Source organism: Allobosea eneae (assembly GCF_042657265.1).
GTDB lineage: Bacteria > Pseudomonadota > Alphaproteobacteria > Rhizobiales > Beijerinckiaceae > Allobosea > Allobosea eneae.
Map to the genome: position 1 here is coordinate 30729 of NZ_JBHSLW010000010.1, position 23151 is coordinate 53879.

At 67.1% G+C, this 23151-nt stretch carries 21 protein-coding genes; 13 read left to right on the top strand and 8 right to left on the bottom strand.

Annotation, left to right across the window (positions count from 1 at the left end; translation table 11 throughout):
- Nucleotides 1–4 precede the first annotated feature (4 nt).
- Nucleotides 5–769, bottom strand: coding sequence for an MBL fold metallo-hydrolase (locus ACFPOB_RS08290; RefSeq protein WP_377797398.1), 765 nt, complete (start codon nucleotides 767–769; stop codon nucleotides 5–7).
- 228 nt (nucleotides 770–997) lie between these two features.
- Nucleotides 998–1552, bottom strand: coding sequence for an NADPH-dependent FMN reductase (locus ACFPOB_RS08295; protein WP_377797399.1), 555 nt, complete (start codon nucleotides 1550–1552; stop codon nucleotides 998–1000).
- A 75-nt stretch (nucleotides 1553–1627) separates the two neighbouring features.
- Between ACFPOB_RS08295 and soxR the strand changes: the two genes are divergently transcribed.
- Complete coding sequence (gene soxR, locus ACFPOB_RS08300; RefSeq protein ID WP_377797400.1) at nucleotides 1628–2089, top strand: redox-sensitive transcriptional activator SoxR; 462 nt, start codon at nucleotides 1628–1630, stop codon at nucleotides 2087–2089.
- Nucleotides 2090–2315: 226 nt separating this feature from the next.
- Here soxR and ACFPOB_RS08305 read toward each other — a convergent pair whose 3' ends face one another.
- Nucleotides 2316–3116, bottom strand: a complete 801-nt coding sequence (locus ACFPOB_RS08305) for a creatininase family protein (RefSeq protein ID WP_377797401.1) — start codon at nucleotides 3114–3116, stop codon at nucleotides 2316–2318.
- A 281-nt stretch (nucleotides 3117–3397) separates the two neighbouring features.
- Between ACFPOB_RS08305 and ACFPOB_RS08310 the strand changes: the two genes are divergently transcribed.
- The 3 genes from ACFPOB_RS08310 (at nucleotide 3398) to ACFPOB_RS08320 (ending at nucleotide 6219) form a co-directional block, all read left to right on the top strand.
- Nucleotides 3398–4426 carry an ABC transporter substrate-binding protein gene (locus ACFPOB_RS08310; RefSeq protein ID WP_377797403.1) on the top strand — a complete coding sequence of 343 codons (1029 nt, stop codon included), beginning with the start codon at nucleotides 3398–3400 and terminating at the stop codon, nucleotides 4424–4426.
- 75 nt (nucleotides 4427–4501) lie between these two features.
- Entirely contained in the window at nucleotides 4502–5341 is an 840-nt protein-coding gene (locus ACFPOB_RS08315; protein WP_377797404.1) for an ABC transporter ATP-binding protein, read from the top strand.
- Nucleotides 5338–6219 carry an ABC transporter permease gene (locus ACFPOB_RS08320; protein ID WP_377797405.1) on the top strand — a complete coding sequence of 294 codons (882 nt, stop codon included), beginning with the start codon at nucleotides 5338–5340 and terminating at the stop codon, nucleotides 6217–6219. Before ACFPOB_RS08315 ends, ACFPOB_RS08320 begins: the two co-directional genes overlap by 4 nt.
- Nucleotides 6220–6231: 12 nt before the next feature.
- Here ACFPOB_RS08320 and ACFPOB_RS08325 read toward each other — a convergent pair whose 3' ends face one another.
- The gene (locus ACFPOB_RS08325) at nucleotides 6232–7122 is read right to left on the bottom strand and encodes a hypothetical protein (protein WP_377797406.1); all 891 of its coding nucleotides are present in this window, start codon (nucleotides 7120–7122) and stop codon (nucleotides 6232–6234) included.
- A 102-nt stretch (nucleotides 7123–7224) separates the two neighbouring features.
- Here ACFPOB_RS08325 and ACFPOB_RS08330 point away from each other — a divergent pair, with 102 nt between their 5' ends.
- The 5 genes from ACFPOB_RS08330 to ACFPOB_RS08350 are packed head-to-tail and all read left to right on the top strand — an operon-like array spanning nucleotide 7225 to nucleotide 12169.
- A complete protein-coding gene (locus ACFPOB_RS08330) occupies nucleotides 7225–8412 on the top strand; it encodes an MFS transporter (protein ID WP_377797407.1) in 1188 nt (395 codons plus the stop codon).
- A gap of 23 nt (nucleotides 8413–8435) precedes the next feature.
- Nucleotides 8436–9581: an MlaE family lipid ABC transporter permease subunit gene (locus ACFPOB_RS08335; RefSeq protein ID WP_377797409.1), complete on the top strand. Its 1146-nt coding sequence runs from the start codon at nucleotides 8436–8438 to the stop codon at nucleotides 9579–9581.
- An 11-nt stretch (nucleotides 9582–9592) separates the two neighbouring features.
- Nucleotides 9593–10417, top strand: coding sequence for an ABC transporter ATP-binding protein (locus ACFPOB_RS08340; RefSeq protein WP_377797411.1), 825 nt, complete (start codon nucleotides 9593–9595; stop codon nucleotides 10415–10417).
- 12 nt (nucleotides 10418–10429) lie between these two features.
- Complete coding sequence (locus tag ACFPOB_RS08345; RefSeq protein ID WP_377797412.1) at nucleotides 10430–11563, top strand: MlaD family protein; 1134 nt, start codon at nucleotides 10430–10432, stop codon at nucleotides 11561–11563.
- A 12-nt stretch (nucleotides 11564–11575) separates the two neighbouring features.
- Nucleotides 11576–12169 carry an ABC-type transport auxiliary lipoprotein family protein gene (locus tag ACFPOB_RS08350; RefSeq protein WP_377797414.1) on the top strand — a complete coding sequence of 198 codons (594 nt, stop codon included), beginning with the start codon at nucleotides 11576–11578 and terminating at the stop codon, nucleotides 12167–12169.
- 111 nt (nucleotides 12170–12280) lie between these two features.
- On the opposite strand, the gene ACFPOB_RS08355 is transcribed toward ACFPOB_RS08350, so the two are convergent.
- Complete coding sequence (locus ACFPOB_RS08355) at nucleotides 12281–18610, bottom strand: apolipoprotein A-IV repeat region-like domain-containing protein (RefSeq protein WP_377797416.1); 6330 nt, start codon at nucleotides 18608–18610, stop codon at nucleotides 12281–12283.
- Between the two features lie 264 nt (nucleotides 18611–18874).
- Between ACFPOB_RS08355 and ACFPOB_RS08360 the strand changes: the two genes are divergently transcribed.
- The 3 genes from ACFPOB_RS08360 to ACFPOB_RS08370 all read left to right on the top strand — a co-directional run bounded on the left by ACFPOB_RS08360 (nucleotide 18875) and on the right by ACFPOB_RS08370 (nucleotide 20453).
- On the top strand, nucleotides 18875–19210 hold the full coding sequence (locus ACFPOB_RS08360; protein ID WP_377797418.1) for an Hpt domain-containing protein: 336 nt from the start codon (nucleotides 18875–18877) through the stop codon (nucleotides 19208–19210).
- A 195-nt stretch (nucleotides 19211–19405) separates the two neighbouring features.
- The gene (locus ACFPOB_RS08365; protein WP_377797420.1) at nucleotides 19406–19726 is read left to right on the top strand and encodes a 2Fe-2S iron-sulfur cluster-binding protein; all 321 of its coding nucleotides are present in this window, start codon (nucleotides 19406–19408) and stop codon (nucleotides 19724–19726) included.
- Between the two features lie 304 nt (nucleotides 19727–20030).
- Nucleotides 20031–20453 carry a universal stress protein gene (locus tag ACFPOB_RS08370; RefSeq protein WP_377797422.1) on the top strand — a complete coding sequence of 141 codons (423 nt, stop codon included), beginning with the start codon at nucleotides 20031–20033 and terminating at the stop codon, nucleotides 20451–20453.
- Nucleotides 20454–20459: 6 nt separating this feature from the next.
- Here the strand turns inward: ACFPOB_RS08370 and ACFPOB_RS08375 are convergent, their stop codons facing one another.
- Nucleotides 20460–21056, bottom strand: coding sequence for a hypothetical protein (locus ACFPOB_RS08375; protein ID WP_377797424.1), 597 nt, complete (start codon nucleotides 21054–21056; stop codon nucleotides 20460–20462).
- A gap of 111 nt (nucleotides 21057–21167) precedes the next feature.
- Between ACFPOB_RS08375 and ACFPOB_RS08380 the strand changes: the two genes are divergently transcribed.
- Nucleotides 21168–21533 carry a nuclear transport factor 2 family protein gene (locus tag ACFPOB_RS08380; protein ID WP_377797936.1) on the top strand — a complete coding sequence of 122 codons (366 nt, stop codon included), beginning with the start codon at nucleotides 21168–21170 and terminating at the stop codon, nucleotides 21531–21533.
- Here ACFPOB_RS08380 and ACFPOB_RS08385 read toward each other — a convergent pair.
- Nucleotides 21530–22705, bottom strand: coding sequence for a vWA domain-containing protein (locus ACFPOB_RS08385; protein WP_377797425.1), 1176 nt, complete (start codon nucleotides 22703–22705; stop codon nucleotides 21530–21532). The two genes, ACFPOB_RS08380 and ACFPOB_RS08385, sit on opposite strands and share 4 nt — an antisense overlap.
- 137 nt (nucleotides 22706–22842) lie before the next feature.
- Nucleotides 22843–23115, bottom strand: a complete 273-nt coding sequence (locus tag ACFPOB_RS08390; RefSeq protein WP_066468590.1) for an HU family DNA-binding protein — start codon at nucleotides 23113–23115, stop codon at nucleotides 22843–22845.
- Between the last annotated feature and the right edge of the window lie 36 nt (nucleotides 23116–23151).

Below are 23151 nucleotides of genomic sequence, written 5' to 3' on the forward strand. Positions count from 1 at the left end.
CCGCTCAGGCGCCCATCGGCGCCTTCAGCTCGATCGTCTCGCCATCCGCGGGGATCAGGAGCCGCTCGCAGGCGATGCCGCGAGCCTCGGCCGCCTCGCGCAGCGCCTGCCGGCTGACCGTTGCGTGATCGAGCGCTTCCATGTGGACGGCGACGATCACCGCCTGCGGCGCCTGCTCGGCGAGGTCGAGCGTCTGCTGCGCATCCATCACGATCAGCGTGCCGTCCCAGAGGGCGCCGCAGGAATGGGTGATGATCACGTCGGGCTCGGCCTTGGCGACGGCCTCCTGCAGCGGCGGATAGAGCACGCTGTCGCCGCACCAGTAGACTGACGGTTCGCCCGGCGCTTCCAGGGTGAGGCCCATCACCTTGCCCATCACCTCGACGACCGGCCCGGTGCCATGCTGGGCCGGCTGCGACTTGACCACGATCGGCCCGATCCGGACGAAGCATGCGAGCGGCTCGACATTGCTGAAGCCGGCCGCGCGGATCGCCTCCTCATTGCCGGGCTGGCAGATCAGCGGAATATCCTTGGGGATCCGCGCCTTGGCGACCTCGTCGAAATGGTCGGCATGGAGATGCGAGACGATGACATGGTCGACGCCGGCGAGGATGTCCTCGATCGGCTCGGGCAGGTCGACCATCGGGTTCTGCGACTTGCCGGCGATCGAGCGGCGGCTGAGCTTCTCGCCGAAATCGGGATCGATCAGCAGGGTCTTGCCGGCATAGCTCAGCTTGAGCAGGGCGTTGCGCAGGAGTTTGAGCTGCATGGCGGCTCCGCAGTGCGAGGGATCGGTTTGCCCGATCCTTCGCCGGATGCCGCGGCCACGACCAGTTCCAATTTGTGAAGCAAACTGCATCGCGGCGTTGGATGCCTGCATTGTCAGGGGGATTTTCCACGCGCGGTCATCGGGCCGTGGAATTTGCCTCCTACGACCCGCCGGCGCGAGAAAATCTCTGCGAGCGGGCTACCGATATTGTGTTCCGCCGGATGCTGCTCAGGCTGCGAATTGGCCGTAAGGCACGGTGTTGCGGGCCGTCCTGAGCGCGCTCGCCCACCAATGGAGCTGTCCGAGCATGGTCGCCATCGCCCGCTCGGCCCGGTCGGCATCGCGCAGGCTGCCGCTCTCGTCGAACTGGTCCCAGGCATTGGCGAAGCAGACGCCATCCCGGATCGTCGCGGCGTGCAGTTCGGCGAAGACGAGGCGGAGTTGCTCGACGGCGCGCAGGCCTCCCGAAACCCCGCCATAGGAGACAAAGGCGACCGGCTTGCCACGCCATTCCGCTCCGGTTGCGTCGATCAGCGCCTTCAGCGGGGCCGGGAAGCTGCGATTGTATTCGGGCGTGACCACGATGAAGGCGTCGGCCCGGCCGAGCCGCTCCGTCTGCTCGGCAAGGTCTTGGGCACCGGGATCGACGCTTTCGACCGAAAACGGGCCATCGCCCTCGATCTGCGCGATCGTCCAGCCGGCGACCTTGGTACAGAGGCGCCCCTGGCGCGTGCTGCCATAGATCACGGCAACCTTGATCTGGGGGATGAGCGGGCGATGCATGGGAGGGCTCCGAGGGGCTGGCGGTGCAGCGGAGCGATCTCTATAAGACCTCAAGTAAGGTTAAGGTCAAGCGCCATGAAGCACCCAGCCCGCAATCCCTTCACTGACGATCTCAGCGTCGGCCAGGTCGCAAGCCGCAGCGGCATCGCCGTCTCTGCGCTGCACTTTTATGAGGCTGAGGGGCTGATCCGCAGCCGCCGCAATGCCGGCAACCAGCGCCGCTATCCGCGCGAGGTGCTGCGCCGCGTCGCCATCATCAAGGTGGCGCAGCGCACCGGCATCCCGCTGAAGACCATCCGCGAAGCCTTCAAGGCGCTGCCGCAGGAGCGCACGCCGACGGCGGAGGACTGGAGCCGGCTCTCCGCCGCCTGGAAAGAGGAACTGGAGCATCGCATCGACCGGCTGACCCGTTTGCGCGACCATCTCAACGACTGCATCGGCTGCGGTTGCCTCTCGGTGAAGAGCTGCCCGCTGCACAATCCCTGGGACGAACTCGCCAAACAGGGGGCGGGGCCGAGGTTGCTCGATCCGGATTGAAAACCGTTTCCGTCTTTCCGGGGCGACGCGAAGCGTCGAGCCCGGAATCCATGAACACGACACTGTTTGAGTTCGTCATGCTCGCCCTTGTGGCGAGCATCCACGTCTTGGACAGCGCATTGCAGGAAGGACGACGTGGATGGTCGGGACAAACCCGACCATGACGGTGAGCGCGGTGTTCATGGGTTCCGGGCTCAGGCCTTCGGCCTGCCCCGGAAAGACTGGTTCATCCCGCCTTGTGCAGCTTCGAGAGCGGAAACCGCGCCACATCCGCCAGCAATTCGACGAAGCCCCTGGCCTGAAGCTCGGCGGTCGCCTTGCCCTTATCGGCGGTGGCGCGGCTGGCATCGCCGGCGGCGCCGGAAGGGTGAACATCCTGCGCCATCCAGGCGAAGGGGTGGGCGCCGGTCGGCCGCAGCCATCGGTAGCCCTCGTCCGCCATCTCGACCGTGCGCGGCACGAAGCGGCCGGCCTGGCTCATGTCGACCAGGTCGGGCCGGAAATGCAGCATCAGCGAGGTCTCGATATCGCCGGCATGGATGCCGTGCCTGGCGTCCATCTCGCCATAGAGCTCCGGCGGCAGCCCGAAATTGCTCCAGGAGGTCGAGACCGCGAACATCCCTTGTCTGACGCGCAATTCGCGCGCCACCACCTTCATCGGGTCGACATTGCCGCCATGCGAGGTGACGAGCACGAGCTTGCGCAGGCCGGCGCGCTTCACGCTCTCGCCGATCTCGATCCAGCTGCGGATCGCGCTTTCCCAGGAGATCGTCAGCGTGCCCGGCGAATGCAGGTGCTCGTTCGACTTGCAGATCGCCTGCGTCGGCAGCACCAACGCGTCGAGCCCGGCCGGGACCTGCGGCATCGCCAGCGCCAGCATCGCGTTCATCACGGTGGTGTCGACCGATACAGGCAGGTGCGGGCCGTGCTGCTCGATCGCGGCGAGCGGCAGCACCGCGATGGTCGCCTCGGGCGAGAGGCCGGCGAAGTCGGTGGTCTTCAGGTCGCCCCAGAAGCGTGCGGTCATGTCTCGATGTCTCGTCGATCAAGCTGCGGGCCGGGCCCGCGATTCGCGCCTGCTGCTTAAAGGCTACAGGACTGCGCAGCATAATGGCCGGGGATGACGGGGGAAGGGCTGATGACACGCGCATGCCATGCAGCCTGGAGCCTCGCCGGCAAAGCCCGCCTGTGCGAAAGCCGGCGGCGACGCATTTCCAGCGGCCTATCGACCGTGGCATACAAGCTGCTTGCCGGGCGCAAGGGTGCGGCCCGGTAGCGGGTTCGCGACATGATGGAGGGGGTTAGGCCATGACGATGAAATATCGCCTCGACCGGCGCGCTGCGCTTGGCTTGCTCGGCGGCTCGGCCGCCTCGGTGCTGATCCCGGTGCCGGGGGCGCGAGTCAATGCGCAGACCCTCGACAAGGTCAGCTACCAGACCAACTGGCGCGCCCAGACCGAGCATGGCGGCTTCTATCTCGCCGCCGCCAACGGCATCTACAAGAAGTACGGGCTCGACGTCGACATCCGGCCCGGCGGCCCGCAGCAGAACCCGACCCAGCTCCTACTCGGCGGCCGCGTCGACATGATCATGGGCAACTCGCTGGAGGCGCTGAGCTTCGCGCAGGAGAACCTGCCCTTCCTCGTCATCGCCTCGATCTTCCAGAAGGACCCGCAGGTCCTGATCTCGCATCCCGGCCAGGGCAACGACACGCTTGCCGCCCTCAAGGACAAACCGATCCTGATCGCGGCGCAGGCCCGCGTCGGCTTCTGGCCGTTCCTGAAACTGAAATTCGGCTATCGCGACGAGCAGATCCGGCCCTACACCTTCAACATGGCGCCGTTCCTGGCCGACAAGAAGCTGACCCAGCAGGGCTTCCTGTCCTCCGAGCCCTTCGTCATCCGCAAGGCCGGGGTCGAGCCCGTCGTCCACCTCCTCGCCGATGCCGGCTTCGAGAACTACAACACGACCATCACCATCTCCCGCAAGATGGTGCAGGAGAAGAAGGAGATTGTGCAGCGCTTCGTCGACGCGACGGCCGAGGGCTGGGCCGAATACATGAAGGGTGGCCCGAACATCGCCGCCGCCAATGCCCGGATCCTGAAGGACAACCCCGACATGGATCAGGAGAAGATCGACTACGCCCTCAAGGTGATGAACGACAACGGCATCGTCGCCTCGGGCGATGCGAAGACGCTCGGCATCGGCGCCATGACCGATGCGCGCTGGGCGAGCTTCGCCAAGACGATGACGGACGCCGGTGTCATCCCTGCGGGAGTCGACGTCAAGAAAGCCTACAGCCTGGAGTTCATCAACAAGGGTGTCGGCAAGCCCTGAAATACGTCATGCTCGGGCTTGTCCCGAGCATTTCTTGCCGGAGATTCTCGGGTCTGCGCTCCGCTCCACCCGAGGATGACGGCCTTTCACACAACGGATCATCAGGCCTTTGGACACAGCCTATCTGAGCAGACATCCGGCGGGGGGCAGGCGAGCGGGGCTCCGCTCGTCTCGATCCGGCGGGTCTCCAAGCAGTTCGCCAACGGCACCATCGCCGTGCGCGATGTCGATCTCGATCTCGGCGCCGGCGAGTTCGTCAGCCTGCTCGGCCCCTCCGGCTGCGGCAAGTCGACCTTGCTGCGCATGATCGCCGGGCTCGGCAGCCCGTCCACAGGCACGATCGATTGGCCCGGCGCGGGCGAGGACAAGGCCGGGCGTGATCTCGGCTTCGTCTTCCAGGATCCGACGTTGATGCCCTGGGCCAATGCGCTGTCCAATGTCATGTTGCCGCTGGTCCTGAAACATGTCCCGAAGCGCGAAGCTGAGGAGCGCGCGGCCCAGATGCTGGCGCTGGTCGGGCTGAAAGGCTTCGAAAAGTCCTACCCGCGCGAGCTCTCTGGCGGCATGAAGATGCGCGTCTCGATCGCCCGCGCTTTGGTGATGCGGCCAAAAATCCTGCTGATGGACGAGCCTTTCGCCGCGCTCGACGAGATCACCCGCCATCGCCTCAACGACGACCTCCTGAACCTGTGGTGGCGCGAGCGCTTCACCGCCGTCTTCGTCACCCATTCGGTGTTCGAGTCGGTCTATCTCTCGCAGCGGATTGTGGTGATGGCAGCCCGACCCGGCCGCGTCATGGCCGATCTCGACGTCTCCGCGCCCTATCCGCGCGACGAATTGTTCCGGACCTCGGCCGAATACGCCCATCTCTGCCGGCTCGCTTCCGGCAAGCTCAAGGAGGCGATCGGCGCATGAGTTCTGCCGCTCCGTCCACCGCAGTGCCGCATGACGGCACCGATGCCGAGGCCCGTCCGCTCACGCTTGCGGAGCCCAGCATCCTCGGCCTGCCGGTCAGCTTCTGGCCGCGCATCCTCGCGCCGATCTTCGTCGGCGTCCTGGTGCTCGGACTCTGGGAATTCGCCGTGCGCTGGAACGAGGTGCCGTCCTATGTGCTGCCCGGGCCGCTCCTGGTCGGCCAGACCCTGATCGCCGACTGGGGCACGCTCTCGGCCTCGCTCTGGATAACCTTGCGCATCACCTTCATGGCGCTGGCGGCGGCGGTGATCGTCGGCGTCGCGCTTGCTGTGTTGTTCACCCAGTCGAAATGGCTGGAGATGGCATTGCTGCCCTATGCGGTGATCCTGCAGGTGACGCCGATCGTCGCGATCGCGCCGCTGATCATCATCTGGGCCGGCGACATCAATCTCTCGCTCTTGATCTGCGCCTGGATCGTCGCCTTCTTCCCGATCCTGTCGAACAGCATCCTCGGGCTGAACTCGGCTGACCACAACCTGATCAATTTCTTCCAGCTGCATGGCGCGACGCGCTGGCAGACGCTGCGCTATCTCAAGCTGCCGGCGGCGCTGCCCTATTTCCTCGCAGGTCTCAAGATCTCGGGCGGGCTCGCCCTGATCGGCGCCGTCGTCGCCGAGTTCGTGGCGGGGACGGGCGGTTCGGAATCGGGGCTGGCCTATCGCATCCTCGAGGCCGGGTATCAGCTCAAGATCCCGCGCGTCTTCGCGGCGCTGCTGATGATCTCGCTCTCGGGCATCGCCATCTTCCTGGCGACCAGCCTGATTTCGCATCTCCTGCTGCGGCGCTGGCATGAGAGCGCGCTGAGGCGCGAGAACTGAGGCGGGACGAATTCAGCCGAAGAAATGCAGCCGGTCCTCGACCGGCAGCGAGGCGATCGCCCGCAGATCCGCTTCGGAATAGCTGAGCTCGAGACGCGCCGAACTGGCCGTGTCCGGCAGCAGGATCGATTCTGGCGGTGCACCGACATCGGCGAAGGCGATATCGTCCTCGGCCACCTGGGTGCTGCTGCGCCGGCGATAAGGGCGTGTCTGTTGGCCCAGCCCGGCCTCGCTCAGAGGCGCGCGCTGCTGCGTGCTGGCCTCGACCACGTCGATGTCGCCTGGATCGGTCGCGGGCTTCGTAGACATCGGTGGTTGCGGTGCCGCCGATGCGATCGGAGCGGGAGGCGGCGTATCGAGTAGGAAGGCGGCGGAGCCCTCGGCCGTATCGCGCAGGCTCGCATCGAGCATGGCGATGGTGTCGGCGACCTTCTCGATCTGGTTCGCGCCGGCCTCGATGATCGTCGTCGTCCCGTGGATCTCGGTCGCGCGCCGGTCGAGCCGGTCGCAGAGCTCGGGCGCGGCCCCATCCTCGCGCAATGTCCAGGCGATCTCCTGGATTGCTTCGGCGGCGTCGAGGATGCCGGAAGCCGCTTCTTGAATGCGCGCCGACAGGCGCGAGGCCGTGCCGCTGACGCCCGAGCGGTCGAGATCGTCGTGCAGTTCAGCAATGGCGCGGGCGGTTTCCGAGAGCTCGGGGCTGAATTCCGCTGACGCGGCAGGAACGGTGCAGAGCCGCTCGAGGCGGGCGATCGCCGACAGCACCATCTCGGTGTCGGCCTGCCGGTTGCGCCTGGCATATTCGGCCAGGAACCAGCGGCCGCGCGCCGTCTCCATCACGGCAGCCGCGATCGCGTCATAGTCGGCCGCGCTCAGCGGAGATAGCGAACGCGCGTCGCTCATGGCCAGACTGCTCTCCATGGGCTGGCCGAATCGCATGTCGCCGGCCGAAAATGCCCATCGGCAAAATTGCTGCTGATTCTTTAAGAAATCGCTGCCAAGGGCATGTCACCGCCGCTCCGGTCCGGATTCTCGCGTCTGCTGGCGGCACGCCTGTCGCTGATGCACGCACTGAACTTTCTCGGCGTCGGCTTCTATCTGCCCTTTTTCCCGGTCTGGCTCGCCTCGAAGGGGCTGAGCGATGTCGACATCGGCTATGTCCTGGCGATCCCGATCCTGGTGCGCGTCTTCGTCGCGTCGTCAGTGACCGGGCTCGGCGACCGTCTGCAGCCAAATCTCCTGCTCGCCCTGCTGAATGCGCTCGCGGCGACGCTTTATTTTGCTCTCGCACCCCAGGACCAGCTCGTTCCGATCGCGGTGCTGACGGCGCTCAGCGCCATCGCACTGTCGGGCGTGGTGCCGCTGGCCGACGTCCTGACCACCGAGCAGGTGAAGGCGGGCGCGCTGAGGGATTATGGCCGCGTCAGGCTCTGGGGCTCGGTGACCTTCGTGCTTTCGAATCTCGCCGGCGGCCATCTGATCGCGCAGCATGGCGCCTGGCTCATCCCATTCGTCCTCGCCGGCAGCAGTTCGCTGGCGGCGCTCGCCGCGCTGCAGGCTCCGTCACCAGCGAGCGGCGTCGTGTCAGGCGTCCGGCAGGGAGCGCCCCCCGCCGGCTTCGAGCTGCCGTTCTGGCTGGCCGTGGGGGCTGCGGCCTGCGTCAATGCCACCCATGCCGCGCTCTATGCCTTCGGCTCGTTGCACTGGCGCAGCCTCGGTTTCAGCGGAGAGGCGATCGGCTGGCTCTGGGCTGTCGGTGTCCTCGCCGAGATCGCCGTTTTCCTGATCGCGGGCGGCATCGCTGCGCGCGGTCTCGTCGGCCTGCGCTGGATCGCGATCGCGGCGCTCGTGGCGGCATTGCGCTTCGGCGCGATGAGCGCCGACCTAAATCTGTCGCTCACCTTCCTGCTGCAACTCCTGCATGGGATCACCTTCGGCTGCGCGCATCTCGGCTCGCTGGCGGCGGTGTCGGCACTCGCCCCGGATGCGCGCCGGGCGACCGCGCAGGGCCGCCTCGTCGCCGCCGGTGCGCTTGCCATGGGGGTAATGACGGTTCTCTCCGGCTATCTCTACCGCCTGTTCGGCCCTGGCGTATTCCTCGCCATGGTGCCGGTCGCGCTGCTCGGGCTGGTCTTGGCGGCCCTTGCCATCCTTCGGGCGCCCGGCAATACAGGTCTTGGGGGCCGAATCTGAGTGTGGGGAGCAGGCGAATCGTCATGGCTGTCGCCGACGACGTTGAGCCGCAGGCGGTCTATCGCGACGATGGCGGCGTCCTGGTCGTATCGCTGGCCGGGCGCTGGAGTGTCGGGCGGGCGCCGCGTCTCGAGGCACTGGCCAGCGAACTGTCTGAGCGCGTCGGCAGCGTGCGTCAGGCGCGGCTCGACCTGTCGGCCATCGAGCGCCTCGACACGCTCGGCGCTTACGTGCTGGACCAGGTCAAGCAGGCGGGCGAGGCGAAGGGCGTTTCTGTCGAATTGACCAGCCGTCGCCCGGAGCACGCGGTGCTCCTGCGCGAGGTCGAGCGCAACGTCACCGACTACCAGCCGCCGGTCCATCCGATCGGGCTCGTCACCGTTCTCGTCGATATCGGCCAGGGCGTCACCCGCTTCGGCCGCGACCTCGCCGGCGGCGCCATCTCTCTCGGGGAAGTGATGGCGGGCTGCGTCGGCGCGCTGTTTGGACCGCGGCGTTTCCGCGGCGCTTCGCTCGTCAATCAGATCGAGCTGATCGCCTTCAACGGCGCGCCGATCATCATCCTGATCTCGTTCCTGGTCGGCTGCATCGTCGCGCAGCAGGGCATCTTCCAGCTTCAGCGCTTCGGCGCTACCGCCTTCGTCGTCAACCTGACCGGCATTCTCGTCCTGCGCGAGCTTTCGGTGCTTTTGACCTCGATCATGGTCGCCGGCCGCTCTGGCTCCGCTTTCACCGCCGAAATCGGCTCGATGAAGATGCGCGAGGAGATCGATGCGCTCCGGGTGATGGGGCTCGACCCGATCGAGGTGCTGGTGGTGCCGCGCATCCTGGCGCTGATCATCGCGCTGCCGATCCTGACCTTCATCTCGGCGATGTCCGGCCTCATCGGCGCCGGGCTGGTCAGCTGGCTCTATGGCGGCATCGGCCTCGACACCTATCTCGAGCGACTGAAATCGGTGATCACCTGGCAGCATTTCGCCGTCGGCCTCATCAAGGCCCCGTTCATGGCGTTCGTGATCGGGCTGATCGCCTCGATCGAGGGACTGGCGGTGAAAGGCTCGGCCGAATCGCTGGGCCATCAGGTGACGGCGTCGGTGGTGAAGGCGATCTTCATGGTCATCGTGGTCGACGGGCTGTTCGCCATGTTCTTCGCCTCGATCCGGATGTGAGGGGAGCGGAGATGCTCGACAGACCCTCGCAGGCCGGCTCGTCGGCTTCGGCCAGGCCGGAACCAGAGGCCGTGATTCGCGTTCGTGATCTTAGGGTCGCTTTCGGCGACAAGGTGATCATGGACGGGCTCGATCTCGATGTGATGCGTGGTGAAATTCTCGGCTTTGTCGGCGGCTCCGGTCAGGGCAAGTCCGTGCTGACCCGCACCATCCTCGGCCTCGTCCGCAAACAGCGCGGCACGATCGAGGTCTTCGGCAAGAATGTCGACAAGCTTGATCCAAATGGTCGGCGCCGGCTCGAACGCCGTTTCGGCGTGATGTTCCAGCAGGGCGCGTTGTTCTCGGCACTGACCGTCAAGCAGAACATCCAGGTGCCGATGAGAGAATATCTCCAGCTTTCGCCGCGCCTGCTCGAAGAACTCGCCATGCTCAAGGTCGAGATGGTCGGGCTGAAGCCCGATGCGGCCGACAAGGTGCCCTCTGAGCTGTCCGGCGGCATGATCAAGCGCGCCGCGCTCGCCCGGGCGCTGGCGCTCGATCCGGAGATCGTCTTCCTGGACGAGCCGACCTCTGGCCTCGATCCGATCGGCGCCGCCGAGTTCGACGAACTGATCATGACGCTGAAGCAGACTTTGGGCCTGACGGTGTTCATGGTAACCCATGACCTCGACAGTCTCTATGTAGCGTGCGACAGGATTGCTGCCCTGGCGGACAAACGTGTTATCGCGGTCGGTCCGCTCGCCACCATGCTGGCTTCCGATCATCCTTGGCTCAAGGCGTATTTCGGCGGCGAGCGGGCGCGGGCCCGCATGCCGGCGGAACAAACGAGGACCTGACGGACGCTCGCTATGGAATCCCGTGCGAACTACGCCCTGGTCGGCCTTTTCACCCTCGCCGTGATCGCGGCGATGTTCGGCTTCGTCTACTGGTTCGGCAGCGGCGGTGGCGGGCGCAAGCAGGATATCCGCGTGATCTTCACGGGCACCGTCACCGGCCTGGGGCGCGGCTCGAGCGTGCTGTTCAACGGTTTGCGCGTCGGCGAGGTCAAGCAGATCGGCCTGCAGCCGGACGATCCGCGTCGCATCTTCGGCGTCATCGAGGTCGAGAACACGACGCCGCTGCGGGTCGATACCCGTGCCCGGATCGAGGCCCAGGGCCTGGCCGGCGTCGTTGCCCTGCAACTGATCGGCGGCGAACTGGACGCCGAGGTGCTGCGAGCAAAGCCGGGTGAGACGCTGCCGACCATCGTCGCCGAGCGTTCCGAATTGCAGGACATCATCGAATCGGTCCGCAATGTCGCCAAGAAGGCCGATGAAGTGCTCGGCAATCTCGACGGGCTGATCAAGGAGAATTCCGGCTCCATCACCAATACCGTCCGCAATGTCGAGAAATTCTCGCAGGCGCTCGGCGACAATTCCGGCAATATCGACAAGTTGATGTCGAGCTTCGGCCAGATCGCCGACACGATCGCGCCGCTGTCTCAGAAGCTCGGCACACTGAGCGAGGAACTGACGTCGGTGGTCCGCTCGATCGACCAGAAGAAAATCACCAGCATCGTCGAGAACATCGACAAGTTCACTGCGGCGCTGGGCGGCTCCAGTGCCGACGTGTCGAAGGCGGTCAGCGACGTCGCCTCGATCACCGACAAGCTCAACCGCGCCGCCGACCAGGTCGAGGGCGTGCTCAAGGCGGCGCAATCTTTCCTGAACACGCAGGACGGGCAGGGCGCCTTCGCCGAAGTCGCCAATGCCGCGAAATCGATCCGGGTGCTGGCCGACAATCTCGACAAGCGCACGGCCGAGATCACCACGGGCATCAACCGCTTCACCGGCCCGGGCCTGCGCGATCTCGAAACGCTCGCCTCCGACGGCAAGCGCACGCTCGGGGATCTCAACCGCGTGCTGCGCAATGTCGAGCGCAATCCCCAGCAGTTCATCTTCGGCGGCCGTCCGCCGCTTCCCCAATACAGCGGATCGCGCTAGCCCGATATGACCATGCCGGTTCTACCCCTGCTGCTTCGCCGCCGTCTGCGCGCCCCGTCCCTCGCGATCGCAGGTTCGTTGCTGCTGGCCGGCTGCGGCGGCGGATCGGCACCGACCACTTACGATCTCTCGGCGCCGCGTGATTTCGGTCGCATCGGTGGCGGCGGCGGCGTGATGATCGTCGCGCAGCCGACGGCGGTGCAGGCGCTCGATTCCGACCGGCTGATCGTCAAGGATTCGAGCGGCGCGCTCTCCTTCCTCGGTGGGGCGCAATGGGCCGACCGGGTGCCCAATCTGGTGCAGACCCGCCTGATCCAGACCTTCGAGAACGGCAGCCGCATCGCCGCGGTCGGCCGGCCGGGCGAGCGCATCGTCCCCGATTTCCAGCTCAATACCGATATCCGCGCCTTCAACATCGACGCCGCCAGCGGCCAAGCCGTGGTCGAGATCACCGCCAAGCTGATTGGCGACCGCACCGGCAAGGTCCAGCGCGCCAAGCTGTTCTCGGCGCGCGTTCCCGCCGGCGCCGAGGGGGCAGGGGCGGCGCAGGCCCTCGATCAGGCCCTGTCGCTGGTGCTGATCCAGATCGCCCGCTGGGCGCGCTGAGAGGGCAAGCCGGGCTGGTGACGCGTCGAGCGCAGATCGCGTCCAACCTCCACCAAAAAGTAAGGCCGCCCAACGAGGGCGGCCTTTTTTTGCATCCGGTAGTGCTGGCTCTTATTCGAACCGCCCGCTGGCATGGGCCAGCATAGTGTAGACCTTGCCGGTCTCGGAGGTCAGGTAGGTCTTCGCCACCATCGAGTCGCGGTCGTCCTTGGCCGCTTCGCCGAGCAGGCGCTCGAACTCCTCGATATAGCGGTCGACCGTCTGCTTGAACTCGGTGTCGCGGCGGTATTTGCGCCGGATCTCGTCGAAGGTCTGCTGGCCCTGCAGGGTGTAGAGCCGGCGGGTGAAGACGTTGCGCTCGCCGCGCTTGTAGCGCTCCCAGAGTTCGACGGCCGCGTCATGGTCGATCATCCGGGCGATGTCGACCGAGAGCGAGTCGAGCTTCTCAATGCTGTGCGCCGTCGGCTTTGCCGTTTCCGGCGCCCGGTCGTCGCGCGAGGCGCGGCTGAGCAGGTCCGAGAGCCAGCCGGACTTGGCCGGGGCAGGCTGCTCGGCGGCCGGCCGGCGGGCCGGCTCGGCACGCTGGACCATTTCGGGCCGCACCGGTTCTGGGGCTGGGGTGGGGCGCAGAACCTGCGCCTGCGGCTCGACCCGCGCGGGCTCCGGCGTCGGATCGATCGAGGCGCGCAGCGGCTCGGTCAGGACCGGGGCACTCGGCACCGCGACCAAAGAGGAGGTGCTCACGACCGGGGTCGGCTGCTGATAGCTCGACGTCGCCCGCCGCTCGCCGGTCGGGCGCGCGACGTCGCTGCTGCGGCCGGAGCGCGACACGATCTCGGTCAGCTCGTTCAGCGCCTTGATCTGGTCGGCGACGACGCGGCGCATCGCGGCGGTCGATTCCTGCGTCTCGCGCGGCAGCTCGAGCACGCCCTTCTTGAGCTCGGTCCGGGTCGTCTCGAGCTCGCGATGGATCTCGGCCGACATGGCGCGCATGTCCTCGGCTGCGCTCTGGAAGCGCTCCGTGACCTTGCCGAGCTCGCCCGAAACCTCGTTCACCACCTCCTCATAGGCGGCGCGCAGCGCCTGTGCCGTCGCCTCGCGCTCGCGGCCGCTGGCGGCGCGGATCGAGTCGAACTGCTGGGCGATGGCGCTGCTGGTCGATTCGGCGGCGTCGCTGAGCACGGTGCTGAGCTGGCGGGTCCGCGTCTCGGCATTGTTGAGCGATTCGTCGAGCAGCGACGAGAACGAGCGGGTGATCTGCTCGATGTCGTCGGTGCGGGTGGCGATCAGCCCGTGCAGGTGTTCCAGCGATTCCCTGCGATCGGCCAGCACGTTGCCGACGCGAGCCTCGACCTGCTCCAGGCGCTGCGCGACGGCGTTGAGCGCGGCCGCATTGGCCTGCGACGTCTCGGTCATCGCCGAGCCCTGCGCGTCGATCCGCGAGATCAGCGCCGCGGTGTCGCGCAGCGTGCCTTCCGAATAGCCCCGCAGCGCCGCGATCTGGCTCGCGACCTGTTCCGAGGTCCGGTTGGTCTCCTGCACCACCGTCGAGAGCACGTTTTGCAGTTCCTCGACACGGCCCGACAGGCTGCCTTCGACCGCTGCGAGGTTCTTGTTCGCGCCGGTGACGATCTGCTGCATCAGCTTGTTGGCCTCGCCGAGGCGGCCCAGCATGCTGCCGAGTTCGCTACGCAGCTGCTCGTTGGTCTTGAGCAGCGCCTCGACCGATTGGTTGGTGCCGCTCTCGATCGTCTCGCGCAGCGCGCCGGAGGCGAGGTCGAGCGCTTGGCTGATCTCGGCGCTGCGCTCGCGCAGGCCGGCGATCATGCTGTTGCCGCGGTTCTCGATATTGGCGACCAGCGCCTCGCCGATGCTGGCGAACTGGTTGGCGAGGGTCGCGCCCTTGCGGCCGATCGCGTCGACCACGCCGTTGCCGCGCTCGTCGAACAGCTCCCGCAATTCCTCGGTGCGCGTGGTCAGCGCCGAGCTCATGCCCTCGGACTGTTCCGCCAGCGTCCGGCCGAACTGCCGGGTCTGCTGGTCGAGCGTGTTGAGGATATCGCCGCCGCGCTCGTCGAACAAGGCGCGCAGTTCGTCCGTCCGCTGGGCGAGGGCCGTGGCGATGCTGTCCGAGCGCTCCTGCAGGATCTGGGCGATTTGGCTGCCGCGATGGCCGAGCGCATTGAGGATGCCGCCGCCACGCTCGTCGAACACGGCGCGCAGCTCGTTAGAGCGATCGGAGAGCGCCGCCGCGATGCCGTCCGACTTCTCCTGCAGTGTCTGGGCGATCTGGTTGCCCTGCTGGTCGAGCAGGGTGATCAGGCCGGTGCCCTTGTCCTCGAACAAGGCGCGCAATTCGTCGGTGCGGGCGCCGAGCGAGCCGGCGATCGATTCCGAGGTGCCTTGCAGGGTCCGGACGATCTGGTTGCCCTGCTGGTCGAGCAGGGTGACCAGGCCGGCGCCCTTGCCTTCGAACAGGGCCCGCAGTTCCTCGGTGCGGTTGTCGAGCGCACTGGCGACCGTATCGGCCGTGCCTTGCAGGGTCTGCGCGATCTGGGTGCCACGCGCATCAAGCGTGCCGGAGACCGTGTCGAGCCGGTTGACGACGCGCTCCTCGAACCGCGCCACGCTCTGGTCGAGCGTGTCGGCGATCTGCAGGGCGCGCCCGCCCAGCGTCGCATTGATGCTGTCGGCCTTCTCGGCGAGCGTCTGCGTCAGCGCCTCGCTCTTGCTGGTGACGATCTCGCCGATCTCGTCGGCCTTGGCGGTGAGGGCGCGGGTGACCTCGCGCCCGCCCTCGGCCATGACGCGGGCGATGTCGACGGTGCGCTCGACCAGCGCCTCGTTGAGCGCGTTGGCGCGCGTGCCGAGATTGCCGTCGATGCGGGCGATGAGCCCGTCGAGCGAGGTCGCGATCTCGGCGCTCTTGGCGCTGGAGCGCTCCTCGAAGGTCTTGATCTGTGTCTCCATGGCGGCGGCCGCTTCCTGGGTGCGGGCCATCATGGTCTCGGCGGCGTGCTGCGAGCGCTCTCCGATCCGCTCGGCCAGCGCCTGGCCTTCCTCGCCGAGCAGCTTCTCGACCTGGGTCAGGCGCAGCGTCACCTGGTCGGTGAAGGAACGAGCGTCGTTGCCGAGCTTGGCGGCGAGCGTGCCGCCGCGGGTGACGATGATCTCCTCGAAGGCGCCGAGACGGGCGCCGATCGAGGCCTCGATCTCGCGGCCCTGGACGTCGAAGAGACGGTTCAGCGCATCATGCTTGCTGGCGAGCGACTCGTTGAGCGCCTGCGAGCGGGCATCAACCGAGCGCAGCAGCGACTCGGCATTGGCCGCCAGCGCCTGGTTGACCCGTCCACCCTGCTGGGTGAGGGCGATGACCACGTCCTTGCCGGTCGCGGCGAGCAGGCTGCTGGCGCGCTCGGCCTCGGTGGTGAAGGTGCCGCGCAAGGCGTCCGCGGCTTCCGAGACGCGGTCGGCGATCTCGCGGCCATCGACATTGATGGCGTCGGAGAGGGCTTTGGTCGCCTCGCCGAGGCGGCTGGCCAGAGCCTGGCTCTGCTCGCCGATGAGGCCATGGACCTCGCGGCCGGTCGCAGTGAGGCCGGCGATGATCGCGTCGCGCTGCGTGCCGAGCAGGGCGCCGACCTCGTCTCCGGCTTGGCCAAGGCGGGCGATGAAGCCGGTATGCTGGTCGTCGATGACGGATTTTGCCGTCTCGCTGGCGGCCAGGATCTTGGCGGCGAGCGCCTCGCCGGTCTCGTCGAGCCGCTGATGTGCGGTCCCGCTCGCTTCGGCCAGCCGGTCGATCAGCGCATTGCCGCGCTCGGCCAGCAGGCCGTGGACCGAGCGGCCGACATCGGCGACGCGGGTAACCAGTGCCTGGCTCTGGCCGGAGAGCAGCTCCTGCATGTCCTGGCCGGTCGCGATGACGCGGCCGCTGAGAGCCTCGCCCTCGGCGATGAGCAGGTTGCGCACGCTGGCGCCGGCATCGGTGAGCTGATTGACCAGCGTCTCGCGCTGGTCACCGATCGCGGTGTGGACCTCGGTGCCGACATCCGACAGGCGGGCGACCAGGCTGTCGCCGCGCTCGCCGATGGTGGCGTGGACCTCGCGTGCGACCTCGGACAGGCGGGCGATTAGGCCGTCGCCACGCTCGCCGATCGCCGATTCGACATCGCGGCCGGCATCGGCGACGCGGGCGACGATGCCCTCGGCGCGGTCGCCGAGCGTCCGGTGAATCTCCGCGGTCGTCTCGGACAGCTTGGCGACGAGGCCGTCTCCGCGCTCGCCGATCACGCTCTCGATGCCGCGGCTGGCATCGGCGATGCGGGCGACGATGCTGTCTGCGCGGCCGCCCAGCGTTTGCTCGATCTGATACGTGGTCTCGGCCAGGCGGGAGACGAGGCCGTCACCACGCTCGCCGATGATCGCCTCGACGCTGCGGCCGGCCTCGGCCACGCGATTGACGATCCCGTCGGCGCGATCGCCGATCGCATGCTCGACGCCCTGGCCGATCTCGGCCATGCGCAGCACCAGCCCGTCGCCGCGCTCGCTGATCGCCTCCTGCAGGCGTTGGCCGGTTTCGGAGAGGCGGCCGACGAGATGATCGCCCTGCTCGCCGATCGTGTTGCGAACCTCGTGGCCGAGGTCGGACAGGCGTGTGACGAGGCTGCTCGCCTCTTCGGAGAACAGGCTGTGCACGGTCGCGCCGACGGCGGAGATGCGCGCGGTCAATTCCTCGCCGCGCTCGCCGATCAGCGTATGCAGGCCGCGGCCGGCCTCGTCGAAGCGGACCACGATCGAATCGGTCTTCTCACGCAGGAGCTCGTCGACGGTCTTGACCGTGCCTTCGAGCTTTTCGACCAGCGTCTCGCCCTGGCTGGCGATCAGGCCGTGGACGGTGTCACCCGCTTCTTGGATGCGGTTGACGACGAGCTCGTTCTGCTTGCCAAGCAGCATGTGCACGCCGCGGCCGACCTCGGCCAGGCGGGTTGTGACGCTCTCGCCTTCGCTGCTGATCGACGTACGCAGGCTCTCGCCGGTCTCGGTCAGGCGCTGGGTCAGGCTGCTGCTCTGCGTGTCGAACAGCTCGACCAGCGTGCGCCCGCTCTGCTCGAAGCGCTCGGCGACGGTGGCGCCCCGCTGGCTGATCTCCTGGGCGAGGTTGTCGCCGGTGGCCCGCAAGGTCTCGTTGACGGTTTCGGCGCGGCTCGCCAGCGATTCGACGACCTGCGCGCCGGTCTCGCTGATGGCGCGGGTGACGTCGCGGGCGCCGGCGGTCAGGCCCTCGGTGAGCACGGCGCCGGTACGCTCCAGCGAGCCGGCGATCTCCTGGGCGCGGTTGTCGAGCACGGCGGTGACAGACTGGCTCGCAGCCGTCATGCGCTCGCTGACGTCGTGCGAGGTCGACTGCAGGCGCTCCACGAGCTCGTTGCCGCGGCCGCTGATCTCGTCGACCATGCGCTCGCCGGCATGGCCGAGCGCGAGCGTGATCTGGTCGCCCTTGTCGGTCAGCCGCGAGGTGACACGCTCGCCCGCCTCGGCCACCGCTTCGGAGATCGAGCGGCTAGCAGTCTCCAGGTCCTTGGTGATGCTCTCATGCGCGCCCGAGATCGCGAATTTCACGCGCTCGGCATTGCCGACGACGGATTCGCGCTGGGTGACAAGCTCGTCGATCAGGGAGCGCAGCCGGATCTCATTGTCGGCATAGGCTCGTTCCAGCGTCGCGATCTCGCCGCGCACGATGGTCTCGAGCTCGCCGGCGCGCGCCACGGCGCGCTCGATGCCGTCGCCCATGGCGGCGACCTCGCGGCGGATCGTCTGGCTGAGCGACAGCACGGAATCCGTTGCGACGACTTCCGGTTCGGCCAGACGCAGCGCGACCTCGGTCATCGCGCGCGAGACCAGCCGCATCTCCTGGGTCCGGCGATAAAGCGCGGCCAGCACGAAGAAGAACACAACCGGCGCGCCGGCGCCCAGCGCCAGCAGTGCCCATTGGCCCGGGCCCCAGGCCGCCATGCCGGGCGGCAGGCCCTCGGTGAAGGTGCCGTAGCGGCTGACAAGAGTGAAGCCGACGCCGCCGGCCCAGACCAGGGAGGCCAGCGCCGCAAGCCAATAGGGCCGTCCCGAGGGACGGGCGGCGAAAGCCTGAACGAGCGAGGAGGAGTCCCGGCGGTCGTCATTGGCGACGCGGCTGGTGTCCGGCGCGATGGCGGGGCGGGCAGGGGCGGCCGGCGTTTCCAGAGCGGCTTCGGCCGCCGCTGGCGTGACCGGAGCACTTTCGACGCGCGGCAATTCGATCTTGAGTTCGTTCTCGGCCGTCGAGGGCAATCTCGGCTCGGTGGAAGCCGGTCCGTCGGTCTTCGACGGGTCGAGCCGCAGCGCCTCCTCGATCGCCGACATTGCCGCTTCGGTCGGATCCTGGAGCTTGTTCTGCCGGGTCATGAATGCCGCCTCGCTACGCTACTCGCAATGGGCGGTCATGTCCGCCGCAGAGCGGGAGCCGGCAGCCTCCAGCCGGAACCCGTCAAAAGCGACACGACGCCCATCGTTTACTGTCTCGAAGGGTAGTTGAGGCAAGCAGTGATTGAAACCCGTTTGAGCGTCTGATTCACAAACGTCGTTAACGCCTCATTCACCATAACGGCGCTTGATCAAGGGTCAGAAGGCTGCACGAGTCCCGCAGCTTGAGAGAAAACCGAGTTCCCCATGCCCCAGACTGCCATCGACCTCGTGCACCTCGCCCGCCAGACCGGCGGCGATGTCGAGCTTGAGCGCGAGCTGCTGACGCTGTTCGCCCAGCAATGCGCGCGCCAGCTGCGCGCCATCCATGCCGGCGACGCCAGCACCGGCCGCGATGCCGCGCATACCTTGAAGGGAGCTGCCCGCGCCATCGGCGCCTGGCAGGTTGCCGAGGCCGCCGACCGTATCGAGCAGCAGCTCACCAAGGCCGGCGCCGCGCCGCGCGAGGACGCGCTGGATGCGCTGACGCTCGCCGCAGCCGAGGCGCGCGCCGTGATTTCCCGGCTCGACTGCGCGGCCTGACGCCGCAGCACGAGCGGGCGGCACGGCGGAGATCGCCGTTTCGCGCGCTTTCGAAATCTTCTAGAGATGCGGTGTCCGCGAGCCCCTCGCGGACGTTGTCCCTCTCGCGAACCTGTCCGTGGCCCGCCAGGACGCCCGGCCGGTTCCTCCCGTTGCGCCAGCTGCGCAGCCGTCGCCAGACGGCCGGAGTTCACGATGCCGAAGATCACTTACATCGACGCCCAGGGCACCAGCCGCACGGTCGAGGGCGAGACGGGGGCGACCGTGATGGAGGTCGCGGTTCGCAACGGCGTGCCGGGCATCGAGGCCGAATGCGGCGGGGCCTGCGCCTGCGCCACCTGCCATGTCTATGTCGACGAGGCCTGGACGCAAAAGACCGGCCATGCCGAGCCGATGGAGGAGGACATGCTCGACTTCGCCTTCGACGTTCGGCCGACTTCGCGCCTGTCCTGCCAGATCAGGGTGCGCGACGATCTCGACGGCCTCGTGGTGCGCACCCCGGCCCGCCAGGGCTGAGTTTTCAAGAATACGTGCGGAAACGCATCGTCTTTCCGGGCTCAGGCTTCGGCCCGCCCCGGAATGACGGTCCGGCTCCAGGCAAAGCCCCGTGCCGGGGAGGTTCACGCGCATCTCCGGCCTGATTGATCGACCGCAAGGACGGCGGCGCCTGCACCGGCGATGATCGCACCGCCGAACACAGAAATCCGTCGCGACGACGCGACGCTCTTCCCTTGGAAGAATGTGCTCCGACATACTGTGTAGGCGTCGGTCCCGATCGTTCGACCATGCGGCCGGGCGGGCCACGCCGGAGGAGGATGCGATGTACAAATCGATTCTGGTGCCGGTCGATCTCGCCGAGGCCGAGCTGGCGGGTCCCGCAATCGCGGCTGCCGAAAGCTTCGCCAACCAATCGGAGGGCTCGATCAGGCTGGTCTATGTCCGCTCGCTGGTGCCGATCACCTACATGGAGTTCGTTCCGGCCGACTTCGACGCCGGCCAGCAGTCCGAGTCGGAAGCCAAGCTCGCCGAGATCGCCGCCAAGGTAAACCTCCCTGCTGAGCGCGTCTCGGCCAAGGTCCTGGTCGGCTCGGTCCATGGCGAGGTGCTGGCCGAGGCTGACGCCAGCGGCGCCGACCTGATCGTCATCGGCTCGCACGAGCCTGGCATGCTGGCCTATGTGATCGGCTCGAACGCTTCGACGATCGTCAGGCGGGCGAAGTGCTCGGTGCTGGTGGTTCGATAGCGAAACTCAGGCTGGCTGCCGGCCTGGGACGAGATCGTCGGGGACTTCGCCGGTCGCGAGGTCCCGGGGTCGGTTGAGCCTGATCATCGGCCAGACCTGCCAGAACGAGGCCGCCGCCAGCACGAGCCCGAGCCCGGCGGCGGTGGTCGCGCCTTGCTGAAGGGCACGCAGACTGAAGAAGGTCAGCATCACCATGGCGCCGCCGCCGGCGAGCGTCAGCGCCAGCCAGAGCAGATAGGGCTTGCCAGCGAGGAAGCGCGCTTTCGGATTGGCGCGCGCGACCGCGCTGGACAACGCCGCGACGAAGGCGTGATAGCGCGCATCATCGCGCTCGATGTCGGTGAGCGAGCGCCAGGACAGGTTGCCGAAGGTGATGCTCTTGCCGTCGCTCAGCCGCAGCCGGGTCCGGAAGCCTTTCGAGGAGACATTGCTGGGCGCATAGATGAAGCGCACCTGCTCGACGGCCGAGAGTCTGACCTGATCGACCTTGCGGGTCGAATCGATCTCCAGCACATCGCCCTTCAGCCGATAGGCGATCTCGAAGCCGATCGGCTTCGGTCGCTGGCGCCAGAAGGGCAGGGTGGTATCGTCGGGATTGTCCATGATGCAGGCTCTAGCGACTGCTCGCGATCTTGTCTCGGGTCTCGCTTGGGCGTTGGAGATAACATGGCCGGTGGAAGCTCGCAGAAGCTGAATGCGGAAGCCTTGCTTGCCGTGCTGCGGCGCCTCGAAGAGGAGTTGCTAGCACCCGAGACAAGGTCCTCGCCGGACAAGCTCGCGGACCTGCTCGCTGACGACTTCATCGAGTTCGGCCGCTCCGGCCATGTCTATGACAAGCGGCAAACCATCGAGGCGCTTGCTGGGGAAGCCGGCGGCCCTGAAGCAGCCGCGCGGACAGCCGCGCGTTTCCACGTGAACGAGTTGGCCGAAGGTGTCGTCTTGCTCACCTACCGATCAGCCCGGCACGAAGCGGGCAGCGCGACGCATGCGCTCAGGAGTTCGATCTGGGCTTGGCGCGAGGGGCGCTGGCAGATGGTTTTCCACCAGGGCACGCCGACGAACACATCGGGGGGAGATTAGCGCGTCAGCGCCTTCATTGCGCCGTCGAGGCCATCAAGCGTCAGCGGGAACATCCGCCCGCCCATCAGCCCGGCGATCTGGCGGATCGACTGGGTGTAGCCCCAGAGATTCTGCTGGACGGGATTGAGCCAGACCGATTTTTGGAAGCGCTCGGTCAGCCGCCGCATCCAGACCTCGCCGGCCTCCTCGTTCCAGTGCTCGACCGAGCCGCCCGGCATGGCGATCTCATAGGGGCTCATCGAGGCATCGCCGACGAAGACGAGGCGGTAGTCGGCCGGGTAGGTGCGCAGCACGTCGAAGGTCGGGATCACCCGATCGTGGCGGCGCCGGTTCTCCTTCCAGACCCGTTCATAGGGGCAGTTGTGGAAGTAGAAGTGCTCGAAATGCTTGAACTCCGCCCGCGCCGCCGAGAACAGCTCCTCGGCCAATTCGATATGCCAGTCCATCGAGCCGCCGACATCGAGGAAGATCAGGACCTTGACCGCATTGTGCCGCTCCGGCCGGAGCTTGACGTCGAGATAGCCGTGCTTGGCGGTTTCGGTGATGGTCTGGTCGAGGTCGAGCTCCTCGGCCGCGCCGGTGCGGGCGAATTTGCGCAGGCGGCGCAGCGCGATCCGCAAATTGCGCACGCCGAGCTCGCGCGTGTCGTCGAAATCCTTGAACTCGCGTTTGTCCCAGACCTTCACCGCCCGGAAATTGCGGTTCTTGTCCTGGCCGATGCGCACGCCTTCCGGGTTGTAGCCATAGGCGCCATAGGGCGAGGTACCGGCCGTGCCGATCCATTTCGAGCCGCCCTGATGGCGGCCCTTCTGCTCGGCGAGGCGCTGTTTCAGCGTCTCCAGCAGCTTCTCCCAGCCGAGCGCCTCGATCTGGGCCTTCTCCTCGTCGGTGAGAAACTTTTCGGCGAGCTTGCGCAGCCACTCTTCGGGAATGCCGACCTGTTCGAAAGCCTCGCCCAAGGTCTCGACGCCCTTGAAGACCTCGGCGAAGACGCGGTCGAAACGGTCGAGATGGCGCTCGTCCTTCACCAGGCAGGCACGGGCGAGATAGTAGAACTCGTCGACGCGGTATTCGGCGAGTTCTGCCTCGACGCCCTCCAGCAGCGCAAGATACTCGCGCAAGGTCACCGGGACCTTGGCGGCGCGCAGATCGGTGAAGAGGCGGAGGAACATCGCGCTACTGTGGCTAGCAGCGTCTCGAGGTCAAGCTGCGGCGGCTCGTAAGGCCGTTTAACCGATCAGCTTGCGGCGCAGGCTGATCGGTCAAGCGGCCTCCACACGACGTGGGAGCCGCCGCTGTCCAACAGGGCTCAGGCGACGGCGTCGGCCAGATCCTTGGTGACCTTGAACTTCACGACCGTCTTGGCCGGGACCTTGATGGTCGCGCCGGTCGACGGGTTGCGCGCCTCGCGGGCTTCGCGCTTGGCGGCGGCGAGCTTGCCGATGCCGCCGAGCGTCACGTCGCCGCCGGACTTCAGCGTCTTGGCGACGACACCGGCGAGCGAGCCGAGGATGGCCGAAACGTCGGCCTTGGTCTTGCCCGTCTCGTCCGCGATCGCGGCGATCAGTTCGTTCTTGGTCATGAAAACCTCCTGAGACCAATCTTGTTAAAGTTGACG